General features: G+C 73.3%; 22 protein-coding genes. All 22 read left to right on the top strand.

The window, feature by feature from the left end:
* Positions 1-328 precede the first annotated feature (328 nt).
* A complete protein-coding gene (locus ACFVVA_RS11885; RefSeq protein WP_387688338.1) occupies positions 329-1,267 on the top strand; it encodes a transcriptional regulator in 939 nt (312 codons plus the stop codon).
* Between the two features lie 418 nt (positions 1,268-1,685).
* Positions 1,686-2,633 carry an ACP S-malonyltransferase gene (locus ACFVVA_RS11880; RefSeq protein WP_387688336.1) on the top strand — a complete coding sequence of 316 codons (948 nt, stop codon included), beginning with the start codon at positions 1,686-1,688 and terminating at the stop codon, positions 2,631-2,633.
* Positions 2,630-3,382 (top strand): thioesterase II family protein, encoded by a 753-nt coding sequence (locus ACFVVA_RS11875; RefSeq protein WP_387688334.1) that lies wholly within the window; start codon positions 2,630-2,632, stop codon positions 3,380-3,382. Before ACFVVA_RS11880 ends, ACFVVA_RS11875 begins: the two co-directional genes overlap by 4 nt.
* A gap of 156 nt (positions 3,383-3,538) precedes the next feature.
* Complete coding sequence (locus ACFVVA_RS11870; protein WP_387688332.1) at positions 3,539-3,748, top strand: IclR family transcriptional regulator C-terminal domain-containing protein; 210 nt, start codon at positions 3,539-3,541, stop codon at positions 3,746-3,748.
* Positions 3,749-3,979: 231 nt separating this feature from the next.
* A complete protein-coding gene (locus ACFVVA_RS11865; protein WP_363383345.1) occupies positions 3,980-4,234 on the top strand; it encodes an acyl carrier protein in 255 nt (84 codons plus the stop codon).
* Positions 4,235-4,293: 59 nt separating this feature from the next.
* Complete coding sequence (locus ACFVVA_RS11860) at positions 4,294-5,559, top strand: beta-ketoacyl-[acyl-carrier-protein] synthase family protein (protein ID WP_387688330.1); 1,266 nt, start codon at positions 4,294-4,296, stop codon at positions 5,557-5,559.
* Positions 5,556-6,689: a beta-ketoacyl-[acyl-carrier-protein] synthase family protein gene (locus ACFVVA_RS11855; RefSeq protein WP_387688748.1), complete on the top strand. Its 1,134-nt coding sequence runs from the start codon at positions 5,556-5,558 to the stop codon at positions 6,687-6,689. Before ACFVVA_RS11860 ends, ACFVVA_RS11855 begins: the two co-directional genes overlap by 4 nt.
* A complete protein-coding gene (locus tag ACFVVA_RS11850) occupies positions 6,686-7,612 on the top strand; it encodes a beta-ketoacyl synthase N-terminal-like domain-containing protein (RefSeq protein ID WP_387688328.1) in 927 nt (308 codons plus the stop codon). The genes ACFVVA_RS11855 and ACFVVA_RS11850 overlap by 4 nt, the downstream gene beginning before the upstream one ends.
* Positions 7,612-8,448 carry an alpha/beta fold hydrolase gene (locus ACFVVA_RS11845; protein WP_387688326.1) on the top strand — a complete coding sequence of 279 codons (837 nt, stop codon included), beginning with the start codon at positions 7,612-7,614 and terminating at the stop codon, positions 8,446-8,448. The genes ACFVVA_RS11850 and ACFVVA_RS11845 overlap by 1 nt, the downstream gene beginning before the upstream one ends.
* A complete protein-coding gene (locus ACFVVA_RS11840; protein WP_387688324.1) occupies positions 8,448-9,419 on the top strand; it encodes a hypothetical protein in 972 nt (323 codons plus the stop codon). Before ACFVVA_RS11845 ends, ACFVVA_RS11840 begins: the two co-directional genes overlap by 1 nt.
* The gene (locus tag ACFVVA_RS11835; RefSeq protein ID WP_387688322.1) at positions 9,416-9,772 is read left to right on the top strand and encodes a hypothetical protein; all 357 of its coding nucleotides are present in this window, start codon (positions 9,416-9,418) and stop codon (positions 9,770-9,772) included. The genes ACFVVA_RS11840 and ACFVVA_RS11835 overlap by 4 nt, the downstream gene beginning before the upstream one ends.
* Entirely contained in the window at positions 9,772-10,179 is a 408-nt protein-coding gene (locus ACFVVA_RS11830) for a hypothetical protein (protein ID WP_387688320.1), read from the top strand. The genes ACFVVA_RS11835 and ACFVVA_RS11830 overlap by 1 nt, the downstream gene beginning before the upstream one ends.
* Positions 10,179-10,592, top strand: a complete 414-nt coding sequence (locus ACFVVA_RS11825; RefSeq protein ID WP_387688318.1) for a hypothetical protein — start codon at positions 10,179-10,181, stop codon at positions 10,590-10,592. Before ACFVVA_RS11830 ends, ACFVVA_RS11825 begins: the two co-directional genes overlap by 1 nt.
* Before the next feature lie 76 nt (positions 10,593-10,668).
* A complete protein-coding gene (locus ACFVVA_RS11820) occupies positions 10,669-11,772 on the top strand; it encodes a beta-ketoacyl synthase N-terminal-like domain-containing protein (RefSeq protein ID WP_387688316.1) in 1,104 nt (367 codons plus the stop codon).
* 61 nt (positions 11,773-11,833) lie between these two features.
* On the top strand, positions 11,834-12,094 hold the full coding sequence (locus tag ACFVVA_RS11815) for an acyl carrier protein (protein ID WP_387688314.1): 261 nt from the start codon (positions 11,834-11,836) through the stop codon (positions 12,092-12,094).
* Positions 12,094-12,504, top strand: a complete 411-nt coding sequence (locus ACFVVA_RS11810; RefSeq protein WP_387688312.1) for a hypothetical protein — start codon at positions 12,094-12,096, stop codon at positions 12,502-12,504. Before ACFVVA_RS11815 ends, ACFVVA_RS11810 begins: the two co-directional genes overlap by 1 nt.
* Entirely contained in the window at positions 12,501-12,989 is a 489-nt protein-coding gene (locus ACFVVA_RS11805) for a beta-hydroxyacyl-ACP dehydratase (RefSeq protein ID WP_363383330.1), read from the top strand. Before ACFVVA_RS11810 ends, ACFVVA_RS11805 begins: the two co-directional genes overlap by 4 nt.
* A 29-nt stretch (positions 12,990-13,018) precedes the next feature.
* Positions 13,019-13,765 carry a 3-oxoacyl-[acyl-carrier-protein] reductase gene (fabG, locus tag ACFVVA_RS11800; RefSeq protein WP_387688310.1) on the top strand — a complete coding sequence of 249 codons (747 nt, stop codon included), beginning with the start codon at positions 13,019-13,021 and terminating at the stop codon, positions 13,763-13,765.
* Positions 13,766-13,794: 29 nt separating this feature from the next.
* The gene (locus ACFVVA_RS11795) at positions 13,795-14,430 is read left to right on the top strand and encodes a DsbA family protein (RefSeq protein ID WP_363383327.1); all 636 of its coding nucleotides are present in this window, start codon (positions 13,795-13,797) and stop codon (positions 14,428-14,430) included.
* 50 nt (positions 14,431-14,480) lie between these two features.
* Positions 14,481-14,693: an MbtH family protein gene (locus ACFVVA_RS11790; protein WP_363383325.1), complete on the top strand. Its 213-nt coding sequence runs from the start codon at positions 14,481-14,483 to the stop codon at positions 14,691-14,693.
* A gap of 314 nt (positions 14,694-15,007) precedes the next feature.
* Positions 15,008-18,931, top strand: coding sequence for an amino acid adenylation domain-containing protein (locus tag ACFVVA_RS11785; protein ID WP_387688307.1), 3,924 nt, complete (start codon positions 15,008-15,010; stop codon positions 18,929-18,931).
* An 81-nt stretch (positions 18,932-19,012) separates the two neighbouring features.
* On the top strand, positions 19,013-22,089 hold a 3,077-nt coding region (locus ACFVVA_RS11780), incomplete at its 3' end, for an amino acid adenylation domain-containing protein (protein ID WP_387688305.1).

Here is a 22,089-nt window from a genome sequence, read left to right as displayed (position 1 = left end):
TTAGCGTTCGCCTCGAATTCGGGATGATCACCCCGGTTCACCTCCCGTCGTCTTTTCGTCGCCCAATCACGGGATCGCCGCCCGCGCGCGTGGCCGGCGGGGGGAGAGCGATACGCTCCGTAGTCAAATGATCTGACTGGGGAGTTTTTCGGGGCGGAGGATCCCAACGTGACCGGGATCACCTGGACGACGCGTTCGTCGAGCCGGGGAGCACCGGAGTTCAGCCGGACATGACGGGGATGTCAATGAGCAGCTTGTTAGTCGTATTCGGATCTCCAGATGACGGTCAGCCGGAATTCCGGAGCCCGCTGTGGAGGCTGGTGCGTTGATGGATTTGATACTGCCTCGGGACGAGCAACCGCCGACGGCCGGTGCTGCAGTAGTGGGGGACGAGGTCGTCCAGGCGTTGCTGGAGGTCCGCACCCTCGTCGAAGCGACCGTGGCCAGGCACCGCGACCGCAGGGCGAGCCAGTCGCCGGTGGTGCTGGTGCCGGCGGACGACGGCACGGTGCTGGACACGGTCGGGGAGATGATCGCGGGGGCCGAGCGGTCGGTCGACGTGATCTTCGCGAGCGACGTGGTGCACGCCAGGGCGATCCACCGTGCGCTGCACGGGCTGTTGTCCGCCAAGGGCGACGGGGTGAAGCTCCGGCTGCTCTGTCCGCCCGCGACGTTCGACCGCGAGTTCCTGCGGGTCCACTCGGCGCGCGGGCGGCAGCTGGAGGTGCGGCTGGCCAGGATGCCGATGCTGGAGGCCGTCCTGGTCGACGACAGGTCGGCGCTGGTGTGCGTGGAGTCGACGGCGGGCACGCGCGAGGCTTCGGTGATTCGGGCCGCCTCGTTGCTGTGCACGCTGTACACCCTGTTCACCGGGGTGTGGCGGCACGCCGTACCGGCCAGCGAGCACGTCGACTTCGGCGACCGGGCCCGGACGGAGTTCGCGGTCCGCATCCTGGGCTGGCTGAACGCGGGGGTCACCGACGAGGTGGCGGCCCGCGAGTTGTCGGTCTCGGTGCGCACCTACCGCCGGTACGTCGCCGAGATCATGGAGCTGCTGCGCGCCAACTCCCGGTTCCAGGCCGGGGCCAGGGCCTTCGAACTGGGCCTGCTCCCGGTCAACTCGCAACACCCGGGCCACCCCGGGCCGCCGGCAGCGAAGAGCAGTCGGCCGGCGGAACGGCCGTGGGAGATCACGGGCCGCCCGGTGGAGGACGCCGGCCGCCACGCCACGGGCGGCCTGCCCGCGGCGCCGCGCCTGCTCCGGTAGATCCCGGGCGTCACGACCCCCCGGTGCCCCGGCACTGGGGGGTCGGTCGCGTTTTCGCCGGGTCCCGGAACATTGTCGGGCAACAACCCCCGGCCCGGAATTCCGGCCCGGCCCCTGGCAGCTTCCTGTAGCCGCCGTTGCGGCCCGCCACCGGCGGCGGTTAGAAATGGTCCGGGAATTCCGCCCGACGCCGTGCCCCGGCGAATTTCGGGCACCCGGGAGCGGAATTCCCCGTCGGTGTCGCCCGGGTCCCTGACGGGGCCCCACCCCGGCCCCGCCGTGCAGGACGCGAGCGGCCCGACGGAACCGATGGCGGAGGCCCGCGGCCCCGATTCCCCGTGAGGGGTCCGGGCCTCCGCCCGGGCACGCGCCGGTCCGGTCCGGTCCGGCGCCGACACAGGGTGTGGAGGGTGGATCCGTGAGTCCGGAACCGATCGGTTTGGTGTTCCCCGGGCAGGGGACGCAACGGCAGGCGATGGGCGCGCCGTGGCGCGACACCGAGTCCTGGGCGCTGGTGGAGGAGATCTCCCGGCACGCCGGCGAGGACGTCGAGGAACTGCTGCTGCGCACCGACGCCGAGCGGCTGCGCCGCACCGACCTGGCCCAGCTGGCGGTCTTCGGGGTGACGATGGTGGCCCACGACCAGGCCCGCCGGGCCGGCCTGCTGACCGGCGTGGCCGGCTGCGCCGGACACAGCCTGGGTGAGTACTCCGCGCTGGTCGCCGCCGGCGCGCTCAGCCTGGCGGACGGCGCCGCTCTGGTGGCCGCGCGCGGACGGGCGATGCGCGCGGCGGCCGAGGCGGCGGACGGCACCATGGGCGCGCTGGTCGCCGCCCCGCTGGAGCGGGTGACCGAGTTGGTCGACGGGCTGCGCGCGGCCGGGGTGCCGATCTGGGTGGCGAACGTCAACGCCCCGGGCCAGGTGGTGCTGTCCGGCTCGCGCGCGGGCGTGGAGCGGGCCGCGCTGGAGGCGCCGGGCATCGGCGGCAAGCTGATCACCCTGCCGGTCGGCGGCGCCTTCCACAGCCCGTTCATGGCGCCCGCCGCCGAGCGGCTGGCCGACGCCCTGGCCGACGTCCGGTTCGCGGCCCGGCACACGCCGGTGGTCGCCAACACCGACGCCCGGCCGTACCACGGGGACGGCGACTGGCGGGAGCTGGCGGTGCGCCAGCTGACCTCCCCGGTGCGCTGGGAGGAGAGCGTGCGCACCCTCACCGATCGGCTGGGCTGCGCCCGGCTGATCGAGCTCGGCCCGGGCCGCACGCTCACCGGGATGATCCGCCGGATCCGCCCGGACACCGAGGTGATTGCGGTGGACGGCCCGGAGGCCCTGACCGCCCTGGCCGCCCGGGAGGCGCTGGCATGACCGGCCCCGACGCCCGCCCCGGCAGCTGGTTCCGCCGTCATCCGGCGCCGGACGGCCGGCCCGCCCGGCGCCTGGTCTGCCTGCCGCACGCGGGCGGTTCGGCCGGCCTGTTCCACCCCTGGGCCGGCCGGCTCGGCCCCGGCGTCGAGCTGCTGGCCGCCCGCTACCCCGGCCGCCAGGAGCGGATCGCCGAACCCTGCGCGCAGAGCATGCCGGAGCTCGCGGACGCCCTGACCGCCGCCCTGCTGCCCGAACTCGACCTGCCGATCGCCCTGTTCGGCCACAGCATGGGCGCCTCGCTGGCGTACGAGGTCGCGCTGCGGCTGGAGCGGCTGCATGGTGTGCGCCCGTACGGCCTCTACGTCTCGGCCCGCCGGGCGCCGCACCTGGTCCGGCCGAAGCCGGTTTACCTGGGCGGTGACCGGGCGATCGTCGAGGAGGTTCGCCGACTGGGCGGCACCGACGCGGAGCTGTTGGCCGATCCCGACCTGTACGAGCTGGTGATGCCCGCCATCCGGGCAGACTTCCGGATCGTCGGCACCTACCACCCGCAGCCCGGGCATCCGGTGCACTGCCCGGTGGCCGGCTACCTGGGCGACGGTGACCCGGAGGTCGGGCCGGAGGACCTGCGGGGCTGGTCGGAGGTGACCGCCGGCGGGTTCGAGCTGGTGGTGCTGCCCGGCGACCACTTCTACCTGAACCGGCAGCGGGACGCGCTGGTGCGCGACCTGGCCGAAAGACTGGCCTGAACCGATGACCGGCACGACGGCGGGCCGAGCGGCGGCCGGACCGGACACCAGCGGGGTCGGCGTCCTCGACAAGACCTCGCAGCTGCTCGGCGCGCCGGCCCGCGGCCCGGCCTCACTGCGGACCCTGACCGAGATCACCGGCCTGACCCGCCCGGGGTGCCCCGGCAGGGCTGGGCGCAGAGCCTGGCGGCGGGCGAGGCCGGGGTCGCCTCGCTGGCCGCGCCGGTGCGCGGGCTCGGCGACCGGGTGGTCGCCGCGGTGACCTTGGACGGGCCGGTGGCGACCCTGACCCGGACCCCGGCCCTGCGCTTCGCCGGCGCCCTGACGGACGCCGCCGTCCGGCTCTCCGAGGGCCTGGTCCGGTAAGTTCCGGCCCCCGCCGGACCGGGGCCGGGCGGCCCTGGCAGCTTGCTGCAGCGGTTCTTGCGGGCACTCGAACAGGATTGTTAGAAATTGTCCTGCGGAGCCCCGGCGGAATCCCGGCGCGAATTCGACCCGTCCGGCCGGCAGGCCCGGTGCATTCGAATTCACCGGCGCATCCGATTTCATCCGACTTAATTTCGCGTTCATTCGCGTCACTCGAGAGGTAGCGGAATCATGACCACCAGCACGCGTGCCGACCGCCTTGCGACCATCAAGGAAATCGTCTGCGACATCCTGGAGATCGAGGAGGACGAGGTCACCGAGACCAGCCTCTTCAAGGAGGACCACGGCGCGGACTCGCTGCGCGCGATCGAGATCCTGGCCGCGCTGGAGAAGGAGTTCGGCGTCGTCATCAACCAGACCGAGCTGCCCCGCATGGTCAACCTGGACGGCGTCTACGCGGTCGTGGCGGAGCCGGCCGGCTGGTAGCCGTCGGCCCGTGCGGGCACGGGCGGCAGGCCAGCAGTCAGGCGGATCGGGAGGTCGGAATGTCGGCACAAAACGGCGTTGACCCGGAGGGGGAAGGGCCGCACCGGGTGGTCCTCACCGGGCTCGGTGTGGTCTCCAGCATCGGGCTGGGGGCGGCGGAGTTCCTGCGGGGGCTGCGCGAAGGACGGAGCGGGGCCAAGCCCATCACGGTGTTCGACACCGAGGGGTACGCCCACGCCAATGGTTGCGAGGTGGTGGGCTTCGACCCGAAGGAGTGGGTCCGCCGCCTCGACGCCGAACAGCTCGGCCGGGCCACCCAGTTCTCGGTGGCCGCCGCCCGGATGGCGCTGGAGGACGCCGGCCTGGACGCGGGCGAACTGCGCGAACGGCGCGGGCTGATCTCCATCGGCACCACCGACGGCGAGTCCTACGACCTGGACCAACTCGTCCAGGCCGAACTGGAGTCGGGCCCGGAACAGATCGACCCGGCGGCCGCCCGCCGGGTGCCGGCCGGCCGCCTGTCGGCCGCCGTCGCCCAGGAACTGGGCCTGGAGAACGTCGAGGCGGTGACCGTCCCCACCGCCTGCGGGGCGGGCAACTACGCGATCGGCAACGGCTTCGACGCGGTGCGCTCCGGCGAGGCGGAGTTCGCCTTCTGCGGCGGCGCCGACGCGATGTGCCGCAAGACCTTCACCGGCTTCTACCGGCTGGGCACCATCGCTCCGGACCGCTGCCAGCCCTTCGACGTCGACCGCAAGGGCATCCTCACCGGTGAGGGCGCGGGCGTGCTCGTCCTGGAGCGCCTGGAGTCCGCGCTCGCCCGCGGGGCGCGGATCTACGCCGAGGTGCTCGGCTACGGGCTCAACTGCGACGCGTACCACCAGGTCGCGCCGAACCAGGCGAGCCTGGCCCGGTGCATGGAACTGGCCCTGGAGAACGCCGGGGTGAAGCGCGAGGAGGTCGACCTGATCTCCGCGCACGGCACCGGCACCAAGGCCAACGACGTCACCGAGGTCGCCGCCATCCGGGAGGTGTTCGGCGCGCAGGCGCCGCGCACCGTCTCGATGAAGTCGATGCTCGGCCACTCGATGGGCGCCGCCAGCGCGCTCGCCGCGATCGGCTGCGCGCTGGCTATCGCCAACCGCTTCGTCCCACCGACCATCAACCACGTCACCACCGACCCGGAGTGCGACGTGGACTGCGTGCCCAACGAGGCCGTCGAGGCCGACCTGCGGATCGTCCAGAACAACGGCCTGGCCTTCGGGGGCAACAACGCGGTGGTGCTCCTCGGCAAGTACGACGGACAGGAGGAGAGCCCGTGCTGAGCCACGCCATCACCGGCATGGGCGCGGTGGCCAGCACCGGCCGCGGCGTCGACGAGCTCTTCGAGAGCCTGTGCGCGGGCCGCACCGGCCGGGCCGAACTGCGCGGCTTCGACCGCAGCCGGTTCCGCGCCCAGTACGCCTACGAGGTCGACGACCGCCCGGAGCCCGGGCAGGACGAGCCGGGCCGGGCCACCGAGCTGCTGAGCGCGGCGATCGCCGAGGCCGTGCGGGACGCGGGCCTCGACGAGGACCTGAGCGGCGTGCCGGTGCTGATCGGCACCGGCCTGCGCGAACTGCGCTCGGCCGAACTCTGGTGGCGCGAGGACACCAAGTTCTCCGACGCCGGGCTGCACTTCGGCACCGCGCTGCGCGAGCGGTTCGGAGCCGACCACACCCACACCTTCTCCAACGCCTGCTCCGCCTCGCTGTACGCGCTCGCGCTCGGCTCCGACCTGCTCGAGCAGGGCGGGGCGGACACCGTCGTGGTGGCCGGCGTGGACGTGCTCACCGAGAGCATGTACGGCCTGCTGGAGCGCGTCCACCCGGCCCCGCCGGACCGGGTGCGGCCCTTCGACCGCAACCGCACCGGGGTGCTGATGGGAGACGGTGCCGGCGCCGTGGTGCTGCGCCGCACGGACGGCGGGCGCCCGGCGCACGGCCGGCTGCGCGGCGTGGCCGTCAACTGCGACGCCTACCACGTCACCGCGCCCGACGCGGCCGGCATCGCCGAGGCGATGCGCACCGCCCACCGTCTCGCCGGGGTCGGGCCCGCCGACGTCGACCTGGTGATGGCGCACGGCACCGGCACCCTGCTCAACGACGAGGCCGAGGCGACCGCGCTGGCCGAGGTGTTCGGTGCGGACGCCGGCCGGCCGCTGGTCACCGCCGTCAAGTCGATGACCGGGCACACCTCCGGCGCGTCCGGTCTGCTCAACCTGATCATCGGCCTGCGGGCCCTGAACGAGGGTCGGGTCCCGCCGACCGTGGGACTGGAGGACCCGGTGGACGAGGCCGCGGAGTTCCGCTTCGTGATCGGCGAGGCCGCCACCGAAGAGCTGCGGGTGGCCCAGCTGAACGCCTTCGGCTTCGGCGGGATCAACGCCGTCGCGATCGTGGAGGCCGGCCGGTGAGCGCGACCGTCGTGGTGAGCGGCGCCGCCGTCCTGCTGCCCGGCGCGGACTCCGTGCGGGCGCTGCTGGCCGGCCCCGAGCAGGGCGCGCCCGCCGTCGTCCCGGCCGACCTGGTCGGCCGCAAGGGACTGCGCTACAAGGACCGCGCCACCCAACTCGGGTACGCGCTGGCAGCCCTCGTGCTGGCCGACGCCGGGCTCACCGGCGAGGACGGCACCGCGGCCGGCACCGGCGTGGTCGCCAGCTCCAACTTCGGCAACCTGGACACCGTCACCCGCGCCCTGGACACCATCCGCGCGGAGACCGTCACCGGTACCAGCCCGATGGACCTGCCGAACGCCTCCAGCAATGTCATCGCCTCCTCGGTGGCGATCCGGCACGGGCTGCGCGGCCCCAACCTGATGGTTTGCAACGGCCCGACCTCCGGCCTGGACGCCGTGCACTGGGCGGCCACCCTGCTGCGGGCCGGCCGGGCGGAGCGGATGCTGGTGCTCGGCGTCGAACCGGACAGCGAGGTGGTCCGCCGGCTCACTGGCGGCCACCCCGGCATCGACGGCGGCGCGGCCCTGCTGCTCGAGCGGGAGGACGCCGTCCACGCGCGGGGCGGCACCGTCCGCGCGGTGCTCGGCGGCTACGCCCGCGCCGGCGCCGTCCGGGACGTCCTGGACCGGCTCGCCGCCGAGGGCGAGCCCGCCCGCTGCGAGGCACCGGCCGGGCTCGACGCCGCCCTGCTGCCCGGGGTTCCCCGGGCCGGGCTGCCCGAGCACTGCGGCGAGGCCTCCGGCGCGCTCGGCGTGGTGCAGTGCGCGGCCGCCGTCGGCTGGTTCGAGGACGGCGGCAGCGGTCCGGTGTACGCGCTGACCGGCGGCGCCGGCGCCGACGCCGGCGCCGGGTTGGCGCTGCTGGCCCCCGGGACGCCCTGATGCCCACCGACGGCAACGCGCCCGTCGTGGTCCGGAAGCTGGCGGGCAGCGGGCGGCGCACCCTGCTGGTGCACGGCCTCGGTGCCAACGCCAGCGTCTGGGACACCTGCGCCGGCCCGCTGGCGGCCGGCCACGAACTCTGGACCGCCCAACTCCCCTGGCGGGGCGAGGGCGTGGACGACTGGGCGCGCGGCCCCGAGCTCGGCCACTGGCTGGCCGAGGCGCTGCGGCTGGTGCCGGGCGGCGCCGAGGTCGTCGTCGCCCACTCGATGTCGGCCAACGTGCTGCTCGACCTGCTCGACCGGGAGAGCCGCCGGGGCACGGACCCCTTCACCCGCTTCGGGATCCGTGCCCTGGTCCTGGTCTCCCCGTTCTACCGGGGCTCGGCCGAGGACTTCGACTGGCCGACCATCAGCTACTACCTGAACGACTTCCACCTGATCCTGGAGGAAGGCCTCAGGGCCCACTCGGGGGGCCGGCTCGGCGCGGACATCCAGCGCGCCATGGCCCACCGGGTGCGCGACCGGATCGGGCCGTACGGCTGGCTCCGGTTCTTCGACCTCTACCTGGGCACCCCCGGCCTGCAGACCGGCCGGATCGCCGTCCCGTGCCTGGTGTTCGGCGGCGGGCGCGACTTCGCCGCGCCGCCCGGTGAGGCCCGGGCACTGGCGGCCGCACTGCCCGACGCCCGGCTGCGCGTCCTGCCCACCGGGCACTTCCCGATGATCGAGCGGCCCGAGGAATTCGCCGCCGAGATCCGGGAGTTCCTCAACTCGATCCCGGCCGGAGACCCGCAGCACGGGCCCGGCCCCCGGACAGTCCTGGAGCACCACTGATGACCATCGTGACCGACACCACCGTCAAGGAGCTGCTGACCACCGTCAGCACCACGCAGGTCCGCCCCCGCTACGAGGGGTCCAACATCTGCACCTGGATCGGCTTCAAGCACGTCAACTACCTCGTCGAGGAGGCCGTGCTGGACCACTTCCGGCAGGCCGGCCTGCCGGCCCGCGCGCTGTACGAGGAGTACGGCCTCGGCCTGGACCTGGTCACCATCGACACCCGCATCCTGCACGCCTTCCACATGGACGATGTGGCCGAGGCCGAGGTCGTGCCGTGGACCAAGGACGAGGACGGCACGATCGGCTTCAAGGTCACCATCCGCTTCGAGCGGAACGGCGAGGTCCACAAGGCCGTCACGTCCAAGGTCCGGGTCTCGCTGCGGATCGACACCTACCTGGAGGCCGCCGGCGACGTCCCGGAGCAGCTGGCCCGCTTCGCCGTCGCCAAGCTCGGCGACGACCTGGAGCGGCAGGAGCCGGCCGCCGCGCCCGCCGAGGAGGAGATCCTGGCCGCGCTCACCGAGGGCCGCAACGCCTACGCGTGGAAGTGGAACATCCCGTACCCGTACTGCCACTTCACCGAGCGCATCCAGATGTCCGGCTACCTGCGTCTGATGGAGGAGGGCAAGGACCGCTTCGTCGCCGACCGCGGCATCTCCATCAAGACCCTGCTGGACGACCGCAAGTGGATCCCGGTCGTGCCGCGCTCCGACATCCGCATCCTCGACGAGGCGCTGATGGAGGAGGACCTCTACATCGTCTACTCCGTCGAGGACGTCTTCAAGGATTTCACCTACACCTCGCGGATGGACTTCTACGTGCTGCGCGACGGCGCGCTGGTCAAGACCGCGACCGGCAGCATCGTGCACGGCTACGCGGTGATCGAGAACCGCCGTGACTGGAGCCTGGTCAACTTCGACCAGCGCGTCGTGGACGCGATCAACGGCGAGGTGCGGGAGTCGTGACCGACGCCTGGGCCACCGTCGGGCCGGGCACGCCGTGGTACCTGCTGGTCGAGAGCCAGGGCCACAGCGCCCCGCAGGAGGCGGGCTTCCGCCGCGACGCGCTCGCCCAGGCCGAGGCGGGCCGACCCGTTCTGATGTTCCTCGTCCAGGACGGCGTCGCGCTCGCCCTGCCGGGCAGCGACGCCACCCTGGACGACTTCCAGCGGGCCGGCGGCCGACTGGTCGCCGACGACTTCTCGCTCACCCAGCGCGGCCTGGACGGGCGCGCGCTGCGCCCGACCGTCCGGGTCACCGGGATGGGCGAGATGGCGGAGTGGATGCTGGACCCGGACGTCAAGGTGGTGTGGCACTGATGGCCCGCCGCATCCCGCCCACCGACCTGCTCATCACCCTGATGGGCACCCCGCACACGGACGACAAGGTCACCACCGTGCTGCGCCTCGCCCAGGCCGTGCTGGAGCGCGGAGCCAGCGTCCAGATCTGGACCTGCGGCTACGCGACCCTGATCACCCAGCAGGGCCTGGGCGAGGACAAGCCGCGCAACCTCGCCGACTGGAACACCTCGTACCCCAGCACGGTGGGGCTGGTCCGGAGCATGCTCCGCGCGTACCCGGACCGGCTGTACTGGTACGGCTGCCGTTTCTGCAGCGACGACCGGGGCGCCGTCGACCACCTGCCCGAAGTCGTCCTCAGGCCCCCGGCCGGCTACGCCGCGAACGTGGCGGCGGCCGACAAGACCGTCATGGTCGGAGTGATCTGATGGACAGTCAGTCATCGGCCGAGGGTCGGACCCTGGCCGTCGTCGAACGCGCCCACCGGGGCGCGCTGGAGAAGCAGTTCTTCGACGCGCTCTACCTCGCCACCGAACTGAACCGCCAACTCGGCGGCCTGGACGTGCTGTTGCGCGGCCAGGCGGCCACCCATGCGGTGCGGGCCCGGCCGCTGCCGGAGCTGCGGCTCGGCGACACCACCGTCACCACCCTCGCCGACCCGCGGAGCGGCCTGCGCACGCTCATCGAGGCCGGGGTACGGGTCTGGGTCGAGGAGTCGGCGCTGGCCGCCTTCGGCTTCACCGGCCCGCTGGACGGCGTGCTGTTGGACGGCGTGCGGATCGCGGCGGACGGCGAACTCGCCCTGCGCTGGCCGGAGTACCGGATGGTCTGCTTCCTGTGAGCGCGGGGCCCGAGCGCGGGCCCCGCTCACCCCACCGAAACCGCACTGAACCAAACCGAAAGGAGTCGGAGCGGGTATGACTAGCACCCGGACCGGCGCGCGACGCCCGGTCATCACCGCCTGGTCGGCGGTGTCGCCGTTCGGGATCGGCCGGGCCGCCTTCGCCCAGGGCCTGCGCGAACGGCGCGCCACCGCGACCGCCCTGGCACCGGAACTCGCCCGGACCTCCGACGGCACCGCCTGCGTCGTCCCCGGCTTCGACCCGCGCACCGTGCTCGGCCGCAAGGGCACCCGGTCGATGGACCGGGTCACCGGCCTCGCCGTCACCGCGGTCGGCGCGCTGCTCGACGACGGCGGGCGCAACCGCGCGGTCGGCACCGGCGAGCGCGCCGCGCTCGCCCTCGGCACCACCACCGGCAGCGCCCAGAGCATGCTGGACTTCACCCGGGACTCCTTCACCGGCGAGATGCCGTTCTTCGTCGACCCGGCCAAGTTCCCCAACACCGTGATGAACTGCGCCGCCGGCCAGTGTGCCATCTGGTACCAGCTCAAGGGCCCCAACGCGACCATCGCCGGCGGCCGGGTGGCCGGCCTGCACGCACTCAGCTACTCCCGCCGCCTGCTCGGCGCCGGGCGGGCGCAGACCGTGTTGTGCGGCGCGGCCGAGGAGTTCTCCGCGGCCCGCGCCTGGCTGGAGCACCACGCCGCCGAGGGCGCCGGCGCGGCCGCGCTCGGCGAGGGCTGCGCCGTCCTGCTCGTCGAACCGCCGGCCGACGAGGGCGCCGAACAGCCGGTGCTGGCCGAGGTGCTGGCCGTCGAACTCGGCGTGGCCCTGGATGGCGACGTCCGGCCCGCGCTGGCCCGGACGCTGCGCCGGGCGCTGGACCAGGCCGGGATCGAGCCCGGCCGGGTGGCCGTGGTCGCCCGTTCCGGGGCCCCCGGGCCGGAGGGCGACGCGGAGTGCGCCGCTCTGCACGAGGTGCTGGGCGGCGCGGATGCCGTCGACCTCACCCCGGCCGAGCTGATCGGCGACACCGGCGCGGCCGCCGCCGCCTTCCAGGCAGCCGCGCTGCTCGCGTACGCCGAGGACCGGGCGGGCGCCGCGGCCGGGCAGATCGGCCTGATCACCTCGGTGGACCGCGCCGGGTCGGTCGGCTGCGCCGTGCTGGGCCTGCGCTGACGATTCCCGTCAGCCGAACGAACGCCAACAACGCATCAACGGAAAGAAAGAGGGCCGACCGATGACGAGCGCACCGCTCGCTGTGCTGGACCTGGAGGAGCTGCGCGAGGTGGTCGCGAAGGTCCTCGACATCGAGGTGGACGAACTCACCGACGACGCCGACTTCATGGACGACCTGGAGGTCGACTCGCTGATGGCCCTGGAGGTCGTCGTGGTGCTGGAGAAGAAGTACGGCGTGAAGATCCCCGAGACCGAGCTGAAGCAGTTCACCTGCCTCGCCAAGGCGTACGAACTGCTGCTGGCGAAGGTGCGGGCGAGCTGATGGTGCTCGCCACCGCACGCCCGGTGCCGGCGCGGGCCACACCGCTGGCCGGTCCGGTCGAGGTGGTCGCGGCGGACTGGCCGCGCGCCGCCGTCCGGTTCACCGTCGCGGCCGGGGAGCCGGTGCTGCCCGGCCACTACCCGGGCTTCCCGATCTTCCCCGGGGTCTGCCTGCTCGATCTCACCCACGCCGCGGTGCTCGCCACCGCCGCCGACACGGACCCGGTACCCGAGCTCGCCGAGGTGGAGTCGACCCGGTTCACCGGCCCGGTCTACCCCGGCGACGTCCTCGGCGTCGAGCTCGACTGGCGCGAGAAGGACGGCGGCCGGCAGTGCCGCGCGGTGATCCGCTCGCCCCGCGGTGACGCCGCCAAGCTGCGGCTGCGCTACACCGGCGAGGTGACCCGATGACCGGACAGGCGCAGATCCGCGCCCGGCTGCCGCACCGCTTCCCGATGCTGCTGGTCGACCGGGTGCTCGAGCTCGAACCCGGCCGGCACCTCACCGCGGTCAAGGCGGTGACCTGCAACGAGCCCTGGTACGCCGAGCTCGGCCCGGACACCCCCGAGGAAGGCTTCGGCTACCCGCAGTCGCTGCTGGTCGAGTCCTGGTGTCAGAGCGCCGGGCTGCTCGCCACCTGGGACGACCCCAACCCCGACGTGCTCACCGGGCAGGTGATGCTGTTCGGCAGCATGTCCGGGGTGGTCTTCCACCACCCGGTGCTGCCTGGGGACGTCCTGGAGCACCGGGTGCGGATCTCCCGCGCGGTCGGCGACACCGTGATCTTCGAGGGCGAGAGCCTGGTCGCCGGCCGGCCGGTTCTGACCGTGGGCTCCGTGGTGGTCGCGATGCGACCGGCCGAGGTGCTGCGCCCGAACCCGGGGGCAGAGGCGTGAAGTCGACCCACGACACCGATGGAGGAGCGATGGAGGAGAACACCTCGCGGGTGGCGCTGGTCACCGGGGGATCGCGCGGGATCGGCCGCGCCACCGTGCTGGCGCTGGCCCGGGACGGCTTCGACGTGGCGTTCTGCTACCGGGCCGACGAGGAGGCCGCGCGCCGGCTGGAGGAGGAGGCCGCGCAGACCGGCGTCCGGGTGCTGGCCCGGAAGACGGACGTGACCGCCGCCGCCCCGGTGCGCGAGCTGGTCGCCGAGGTCGAGGAGAACCTCGGCCCGGTCGACGCGCTGGTCACCGCGGCCGGCATCACCCGGGACAACCCCCTGGTGCTGATGACCGACGAGCAGTGGCAGGAGGTCATCGACACCAACCTGGGCGGCGTCTACCACGTCTGCCGCGCCGTGGTGTTCGGCATGATGAAGCGCAAGTCCGGCGCCATCGTGAACATCTCCTCGGTCGCCGGGGTGTACGGGCACGCCACCCAGTCCAACTACTCGGCGTCCAAGGCCGGGATCATCGGCTTCTCCCGCGCGCTGGCCAAGGAGACCGGCCGGTACGGGATCCGGGTCAACACCGTCGCGCCGGGCTTCATCGAGACCGACATGACGGCGGCCATCGAGGGCCGGGCGCTCAAGGACGTCATGGCGTCCATCCCGCTCAAGCGGATGGGCCGGGCCGAGGAGGTCGCCGACCTGGTCGGCTACCTGGTCTCGGACCGAGCGCAGTACGTCACCGGCGCCGTGCTGCAGATCGACGGCGGCATCACCATCTGACCAGCCGAACCACCGAGAGAGGCGGCACCATGGCGCGCAAACCGCCGCGCTGGTACTTCTCGTTCCGCAGCCCGTACTCCTGGATGGCCTACCGCGACCTGATCGGGCGCTACCCGGACGTCGCCGAGGCGGTCCAGTGGCTGCCGTTCTGGGAGCCGGACGAGCAGCACCACGAGCACCTGGAACACAGCGGCGTGCGGCTGCCGTACGTCCCGATGTCCCGGGAGAAGCACCTGTACATCCTTCAGGACGTCCGGCGGCTCGCCCGTGAGCGCGAGCTGGAGATGGTCTGGCCGGTGGACCGCGAACCCCGCTGGGAGGTCTCCCACCTGGCCTACCTGGTGGCCGAGGAGCACGGCCGGGGCCGGGAGTTCATCGACCGGGTCTACCGCGCCCGCTGGCAGGACGGCCTGGACATCTCCGACCCTGCCGTGATCGCCGCCCTCGGCCCCGAGCTCGGCCTCGACCCCGACCTGCTCGGCGGCGCGAGCGCCGACCCGGCCGTCCGCGAGCGCGGCCTGACCGCGCTGGCCGCGGTGCACCGCGACGGCGTCTTCGGCGTGCCGTACTTCATCGACGGCTTCGAGAAGTTCTGGGGTGTGGACCGGCTGCCCGGCTTCGTCGCCTCGGTGCGGGCCCGCACCGCCACCGGCGTCACCGCCTGACCGCACCGCACCACCACCAGCCCGCATCAACGGAAGAGGAACCCGACACCATGGCCACCAACCCCTTCGAGGACGACAGCGCCTCCTACTACGTCCTCGTCAACGAGGAGAACCAGCACTCGCTGTGGCCGGTCTTCGCCGAGGTGCCGGCCGGCTGGACGGTCGTGCACGGTCAGGCGGGCCGGCAGGAGTGCCTGGACTACGTCAACGAGAACTGGATCGACATGCGCCCCCGCAGCCTGGTCACGGCGATGGGGGAATGATCCCCGGCGAACTCGTGCCCGGCCCGTGCATTTCGCGCGGGCCGGGCGTCGTCGTGCATGGGAATGCCGGATCCGGACGCGCGCCGGGGGCCGTTCGGCCCCCCGTTGGCAGCTTGATGCACCGAGGATTGTGACCCCCCCTCGTGAGTGCCACAGTGGTCCGTAGCTGCCCCGAACGGACCTGTCGGCTTCCTGCGAGACATTGCCGGGCCGTCCCGGGGCCTATGACGAATCTCCCAAGAATTCGATTTCCGGGATTCCGCGACAGCGGTTCGATCCCGCTCGAAACGACGGCCAGGGGTGGAACGAAAAGCATGTTCGGCGGAGACAGGACAGCCCTGACAGCCGCTCAGGCGGGAATTTGGTTCGCCCAGCAACTGGACCCCGACAATCCGGTCTTCAACGCCGCCGAATACCTGGAGATCCGGGGCGGCGTCGACGCGGCGCTGCTGGAGACCGCGCTGCGGCAGGTGGTCACCGAGGCCGAGACCCTGCGGGTGCGGATCGAGCAGGACGGCGAGCAGCTGTGGCAGACGGTCGGGCCGGTGCCCGGCCGGGTGCTGGAGGTCGTCGACCTCACCGGCGAGCCGGATCCCGAGGCCGCCGCCCTCGCCCGGATGCGCCAGGCCATGGCCGTCCCCGTCGATCCCGGCCGCGACCCGCTGTTCCGTTTCGAACTGCTGAAGGTCGCCGCCGAACGGCACCTGTGGTTCTACTGCTACCACCACGTGGTGGTGGACGGTTTCACCGTCGCCCTGCTCGCCCGGCGCGCCGCGGAGGTCTACACCGCGCTCGCCACCGGTGAGCCCTGCCCGGCGAACCCGTTCGGCCCGCTGGCCGACCTGGTCGCCGCCGACCAGGAGTACCGGGCCTCCGCGCTGTTCACCGAGGACCGCGACTGGTGGGCCGACAAGCTCGCCGACTGCCCGGAGCCGGCCGGCCTGGCCGCGCGCAAGCCCGTCCTTGCGCACGGACTGGTGCGCCGCACCGCCTTCCTGCCCGCCGAGCACCTGGACGCGCTGCGCGACACCGCCCGCGAGGCCGGAGCCACCTGGCCCGCCGTCGTCGCCACCGCCGCCGCTCTCTACCTCCAGCGCGCCACCGGTGCCGCCGAGGTGGTGCTCGGCCTGCCGGTCGCCACCCGGCTCGGCCGGGCCGCCCGCACCCTGCCCGGCATGGTCTCCAACGTCGTGCCGGTGCGGATCGTGATCGACCCCGCCACCACCCACGCCGAGGCCCTGCGGCAGGTCAGCGCCGAACTGCGCGGCGCGCTCAAGCACCAGCGTTACCGCTACGAGGACCTGCGCCGCGACCGCCGGCTGCTCGCCGACGACCAGCGGCTCACCGGGCCCGAGATCAACATCATGATGTTCGACTACGACCTGTGCTTCGGGCCGCACCGAGCCGTCGTGCACAACCTGTCGATCGGCCCCTCCGACGACCTCTCGATGATCGTCTACGACCGCTCGGACGGCCGCGGCCTCCAAGTCGACTTCGACGCCAACCCCGAGCTGTACACCGAGGCCGAACTCGCCGCCCACCAGGACCGCTTCCTCGGCTTCCTGGCCAACCTTGCCGCCACCGGTCCGGAGCAGCCGGTCGGCCGCACCGACCTGCTCGGCGCCGCCGAGCGCGAGCTCGTCCTCGACACCCACAACGACACCGCCCACGACGTCCCGCCGGCCACCCTGACCGACCTGCTGGCCGACCGGGCCGCCGCCTGCCCCGAGGCCGTCGCGCTCGCCTTCGAGGGCCGCACCCTCAGCTACCGCGAACTGCACGAACGTGCCGACCGGCTCGCCCACCTGCTGGCCGGGCGCGGCGCCGGTCCCGAGCGGCGGGTCGCCCTCGCCGTGCCCCGCTCCGAGGAGCTGGTCGTCGCGTTGCTCGCCGTGCTCAAGACCGGCGCCGCCTACCTGCCCGTCGACCCGGACTACCCCGCCGAGCGGATCAACCTGCTGCTGACGGACGCCCGGCCCACCCTGCTGCTCACCACCACGGCCGTCCACGACCGGCTCCCGGCCGACCTTCCCGTCCCGCACCTGCTGCTGGACGACCCCGGCCTTGCCCCGCGGCTCGCCGAGTGCCCCGCCGGGCCGCCGGCCGTCCGCCGGCACCCGGACCACCCGGCGTACGTCATCTACACCTCCGGCTCCACCGGCCGCCCCAAGGGCGTCCTGGTCCCGCACCGGGGCATCGTCAACCGACTGCTCTGGATGCAGGACGCGTACGGGCTGCGCGCCGACGACCGGGTGCTGCAGAAGACCCCGTCCGGCTTCGACGTCTCCGTCTGGGAGTTCTTCTGGCCGCTGATCCAGGGCGCCACCCTGGTGCTGGCCCGGCCCGAGGGCCACAAGGACCCGGCCTACCTCGCCGAGCTGATCCGTGAGCAGGGCGTCACCACCGCGCACTTCGTGCCGTCCATGCTCCAGGTCTTCCTCCAGGAGCCGGCCGCAGCCCGGTGCACCGGCCTGCGCCGGGTGATCACCAGTGGCGAGGCGCTGCCCGAGGAGACCCAGCGCCGGCTCCTGGGCCTGCTCCCCGGCACCGAACTGCACAACCTGTACGGCCCCACCGAAGCCTCCGTCGACGTCACCGCCTGGCCGTGCGCCGACCGTCCCGGCCCGGTGCCGATCGGCCGTCCGGTCTGGAACACCCGCGTCTACGTCCTGGACGCCGGCCTGCGCCCGGCAGCCCCCGGCGCGCCCGGCGAGCTGTACCTGGCCGGTGTCCAGCTGGCCCGTGGCTACCTCGACCGTCAGGGCCTGACCGCCGAGCGCTTCGTCGCCGACCCGTACGGCCCGCCCTGCTCCCGGATGTACCGCACCGGCGACCTCGCGAGCTGGGGCGAGGACGGCGCGCTGCGCTACCTCGGCCGCACCGACGACCAGGTGAAGATCCGCGGCTTCCGGATCGAACTCGGCGAGATCGAGGCCGTGCTGGCCCAGCACCCGCAGCTCGCGGCGGTCGCCGTACTGGCCCGCGAGGACCGCCCCGGTGACCGCCGGCTGGTCGGCTACCTGGTGCCCGTCCCCGGCACCGCCCCCGACCACGCCGAGGTCCGCGCCCACCTGGCCGCCCGGCTGCCCGACCACCAGGTGCCCGCCGCCCTCGTCACCCTCGACCGGCTGCCCGTCACCCCCAACGGCAAGCTCGACCGCAAGGCCCTGCCCGCACCCGACCTCGCCGCCGCCGTCTCCTCGCGCGGCCCGCGCACCCCGCGCGAGGAGATCGTCTGCGAGCTGTTCGCCGAAGTGCTCGGCCTGCCCCGGATCGGCGTCGACGACAACTTCTTCGACCTCGGCGGACACTCCCTGCTCGCCACCCGCCTGATCAACCGCGTCCGCGAGACCTTCGGCGTCCAGCTCACCATCCGCAGCCTCTTCGAGGCCCCCACCCCGGCGCTGTACGGCGCACGGCTCGACGACGACAGCCGCAGCGAGGACCCGCTCGACGTCCTGCTGCCGCTGCGGCCGTACGGCGAACGCCCCGCGCTGTTCTGCGTGCACCCGGCCGGCGGGCTCAGCTGGTGCTACGCCGGGCTGATCAAGCACCTCGGCGCCGGGCACCCGGTCTACGGCCTGCAGGCGCGCGGCCTCGACGGCGGCGGCGAACTGCCGGGCAGCTTCGAGGAGATGGCGCAGGATTACCTGCGGCAGATCCGCAAGGTCCAGCCGACCGGGCCGTACCACCTGCTCGGCTACTCCTCCGGCGGCATCGCGGCCCACGTGATCGCCTCCCAGCTGGAGCGCGAGGGCGAACAGGTCGGGCTGCTCGCCATCCTGGACACCTATCCCGGCCAGACCCTGGCCGAGCTCGGCGAGCAGGAGATCCTGGCCGACCTGCTGCGCTGGGTCGGCTACGACCGGCGCCGACTCGGCCGCAAGCCGCTGGAGTTCGACCAGGTGGTCGAGCTGCTGCGCAAGCTCGGCAGCTCGCTGGCCAGCCTGGAGCGGCACCACATCGAGGCGATCGGCCGGGTCTACGCCAACAACCGCGAGCTGGTGCACGAGTTCGAGCCCGCGCGGTACGGCGGGGACGCGGTGGTGATCGTCGCCTCGCGCGACAAGGTCGACATCTCGCCCACCCCGGACACCTGGAGCCCGTACGTGGCCGGGCGGATCACCCCGTACTACCTGGAGCGCAACCACAACGACCTGATGAAGCCCGGTGCGCTCGCCGAGATCGGCCGGATCCTCGCCGACGAGCTGCGCGCCCTCGAGGCCCGGGGTCTCTGACCTCGGCCCCGGCCCGTTGGCCCGGGCCGTGCCCGCAGCTCCTCCTGACGCAACACCGAACCGTTCGAGGGTGGATAAACCATGTCCGAAACCGGGAACGCCCGGGTGCCCCTGCCCGCCGCCGACATCACCGACCTGATCGCGGCCCAGGCGGCGCGCACCCCGGACGCCGTCGCCGTGCTCAGCGGCGGGCGGCAGCTGACCCACGCCGAGCTGGACGCCCGGACCAACCGGCTCGCCCGGTTGCTGGTGCGGCACGGGGTCGGTCCCGAGCGGTTCGTCGCGGTGGCGCTGCCCCGCACGGTGGACCAGATGGTCGTGCTGCTCGCCGTGCTCAAGACCGGCGCCGCGTACGTGCCGCTGGACCCGGACTACCCGGCGGACCGGGTCAGCTACATCCTCCAGGAATCCTCGCCCGCAATTGTGTTGACGGATCGTCAGTTCGGGATGCCGGACGCGGGTGCGCCCGTGCTGTACCTCGACGAGGCACTGGCCGCCGCCGAGGAGCTGCCCTCCGGTCCGCTGACCGGGAGGAAGCTGCACCCCACCAACCCGGCGTACGCGATCTACACCTCGGGCTCCACCGGGCGGCCGAAGGGTGTGGTGATCCAGCGCTCCGGGCTGCTCAACCTCCTGCTCGGGATGGCCGAGCTCTTCCCGATGGCCGAGACGGACCGGATGGCCGCCGTCACCACCATCGCCTTCGACATCGCCGAACTGGAGCACTACCTGCCGCTGCTGGCCGGCGCCGGCGTGGTGATCGCGTCGCGCGAGACCGTTCGCGACCCGGCCCGGCTGGCCGAGTTGATCGCCGGCGCCGGCGTGACCCACCTTCAGGCCACCCCCGCGCTCTTCCAGGCCATGGCCGCCGAACAGCCGGACTCCCTGCGGGGGTTGCAGATGATGGTCGGCGGCGAGGCGCTGTCGCCCGCGCTCGCCGACGCCATGGCCGGGCTCGGCGACCGCGTCACCAACGTCTACGGGCCGACCGAGACCAGCATCTGGTCCACCACCGCCGAGGTGACCGTCGGCGGCGGCCGGCCGGCCATCGGGCGGCCGATCCGCAACACCTGGGTGCGGGTGCTGGACGCCGCGCTGCGGCCCGTCCGCGACGGCGAGACCGGCGAGCTGTACCTCGCGGGCGACGGCCTGGCGCGCGGCTACCTGGGCCGCCCCGGTCTGACCTCCGAGCGCTTCCTCGCGGACCCGTACGGCCCGGCCGGCACGCGGATGTACCGCACCGGCGACCTGGTGCGCCAGGACGCGGACGGCCTGCTGCACTACCTCGGCCGGGTCGACGACCAGGTGAAGATCCGCGGCTTCCGGATCGAGCTCGGCGAGATCGAGTCGGTGCTGGCCCGGCACGAGTCCGTCGCCCAGGCCGCCGTGGTGGCCCGGGAGGACCGGCACGGCGACAAGATGCTCGTCGCCCATCTGATCCCGGCGGCCGGCGACGAGCTGCCGGAGGAAGCAGAACTGCGTTCGTACATCGGTGAGTTGCTCCCGGACCACATGATTCCGGCGGCGTTCGTCGGGATGGACGCGTTCCCGATCACCCCGAACGGCAAGCTGGACCGCAAGGCCCTGCCCGCGCCCGACTTCGGCGCCGCCCGGACGGCCCGGCGGCCCCGGACGCCGCACGAGGAACTGCTCTGCGCGATGTTCGCGGACCTGCTCGGCGTGCCGGACCTCGGCATCGACGACGACTTCTTCAAGTTCGGCGGGCACTCGCTGCTCGCCACCCGCCTGGTCGGCCGCGTCCGGGCGGCGCTCGGCGTCGAACTCGCCGTCCGTACGGTCTTCGAGGCGCCCACCGTCGTGGCCCTGGCCGCGCGGCTCGCCGACGCGGGCACCGCCCGCCCGGCGGTCGAGGCCCTGGCCGCCCGGCCGGAGCGGGTGCTGCTGTCGTACGCGCAGCGGCGGCTCTGGTTCCTGCACCGGCTGGAGGGGCCGAGCGCCACCTACAACCTGCCGTACGCGCTGCGGCTCTCGGGCGCGCTGGACCGGGCCGCGCTGGCGCAGGCGCTGGCGGACGTGGTCGGGCGGCACGAGAGCCTGCGCACGGTGTTCCCCGAGGACGGGGGCGTGCCGTACCAGCGGGTGCTGGAGGGCGTGGCGCCGGAGTTCACGGTCGAGGAGACCGCCGAGGCGGAGCTGACGGGGGCGCTGTCGGCGGCCGCCGGGGTCGGCTTCGAGCTGGAGACTGAAATCCCGGTGCGCGCCCGGCTGTTCGCGATCGGCGAGACCGACCATGTGCTGCTGCTGACCATCCACCACATCGCCGCGGACGGCTGGTCGCTGGCGCCGCTGGGTGCGGACCTCGCGGCGGCGTACGCGGCCCGCCTGAACGGCGTGGCCCCGCAGTGGGCGCCGCTGCCCGTCCAGTACGCCGACTTCACCCTCTGGCAGCGCGAGCTGCTCGGTGAGGAGGGCGACCCGGAGAGCGTGATCGCCCGGCAGCTGGAGTTCTGGAAGAGTGAACTGGCTGGCGCCCCCGAGCAGGTGGAACTCCCGACGGACCGGCCGCGTCCGGCGGTGGCGACCTACCGGGGCGGCAACGTGCCGTTCGCCGTGCCGGCCGAGGTGCACCAGGGCCTGCTGGCGCTGGCGCGCACGGAGCGGTCGACGCTGTTCATGGTGGTGCAGGCCGGTCTGGCCACGCTGCTGAACCGGCTGGGGGCGGGGGAGGACCTGCCGATCGGCGGCGCCGTCGCGGGCCGCTCCGACGAGGCGCTGGACGAGCTGGTCGGCTTCTTCGTGAACACGGTGGTGCTGCGGACGGACGCGTCGGGCGACCCGACCTTCCGCGAGCTGCTGGGCCGGGTCCGGGAGTCGGACCTGGCGGCGTTCGCGCACCAGGACGTGCCGTTCGAGCGGCTGGTGGACGCGGTCAGCCCGGACCGTTCGCTGGCCCGGCACCCGCTGTTCCAGGTGATGCTGGTCCTGCAGAACAACCAGCAGGCCCGCTTCGAACTCCCGGGGATCCAGGCCGGCCTGGACCGGGTGGACGCGGGCGTGGCGAAGTTCGACCTCGCCTTCGAGCTGACCGAGCGGGCCGGGGGTGGGATCGAGGGTCTGGTCGAGTACGCGACCGACCTGTTCGACCACGGTACGGTGGAGCGGATCGTCGAGCGGTTCGTGCGGGTGCTGTCGGGCGT

This window comes from Kitasatospora sp. NPDC058048, from assembly GCF_042885555.1.
Classification (GTDB): Bacteria; Actinomycetota; Actinomycetes; order Streptomycetales; family Streptomycetaceae; genus Kitasatospora; species Kitasatospora lactacystinica.
The sequence above is the reverse complement of the archived record's forward strand: the minus strand, read 5'-3'. Positions and strand labels throughout refer to the sequence as shown.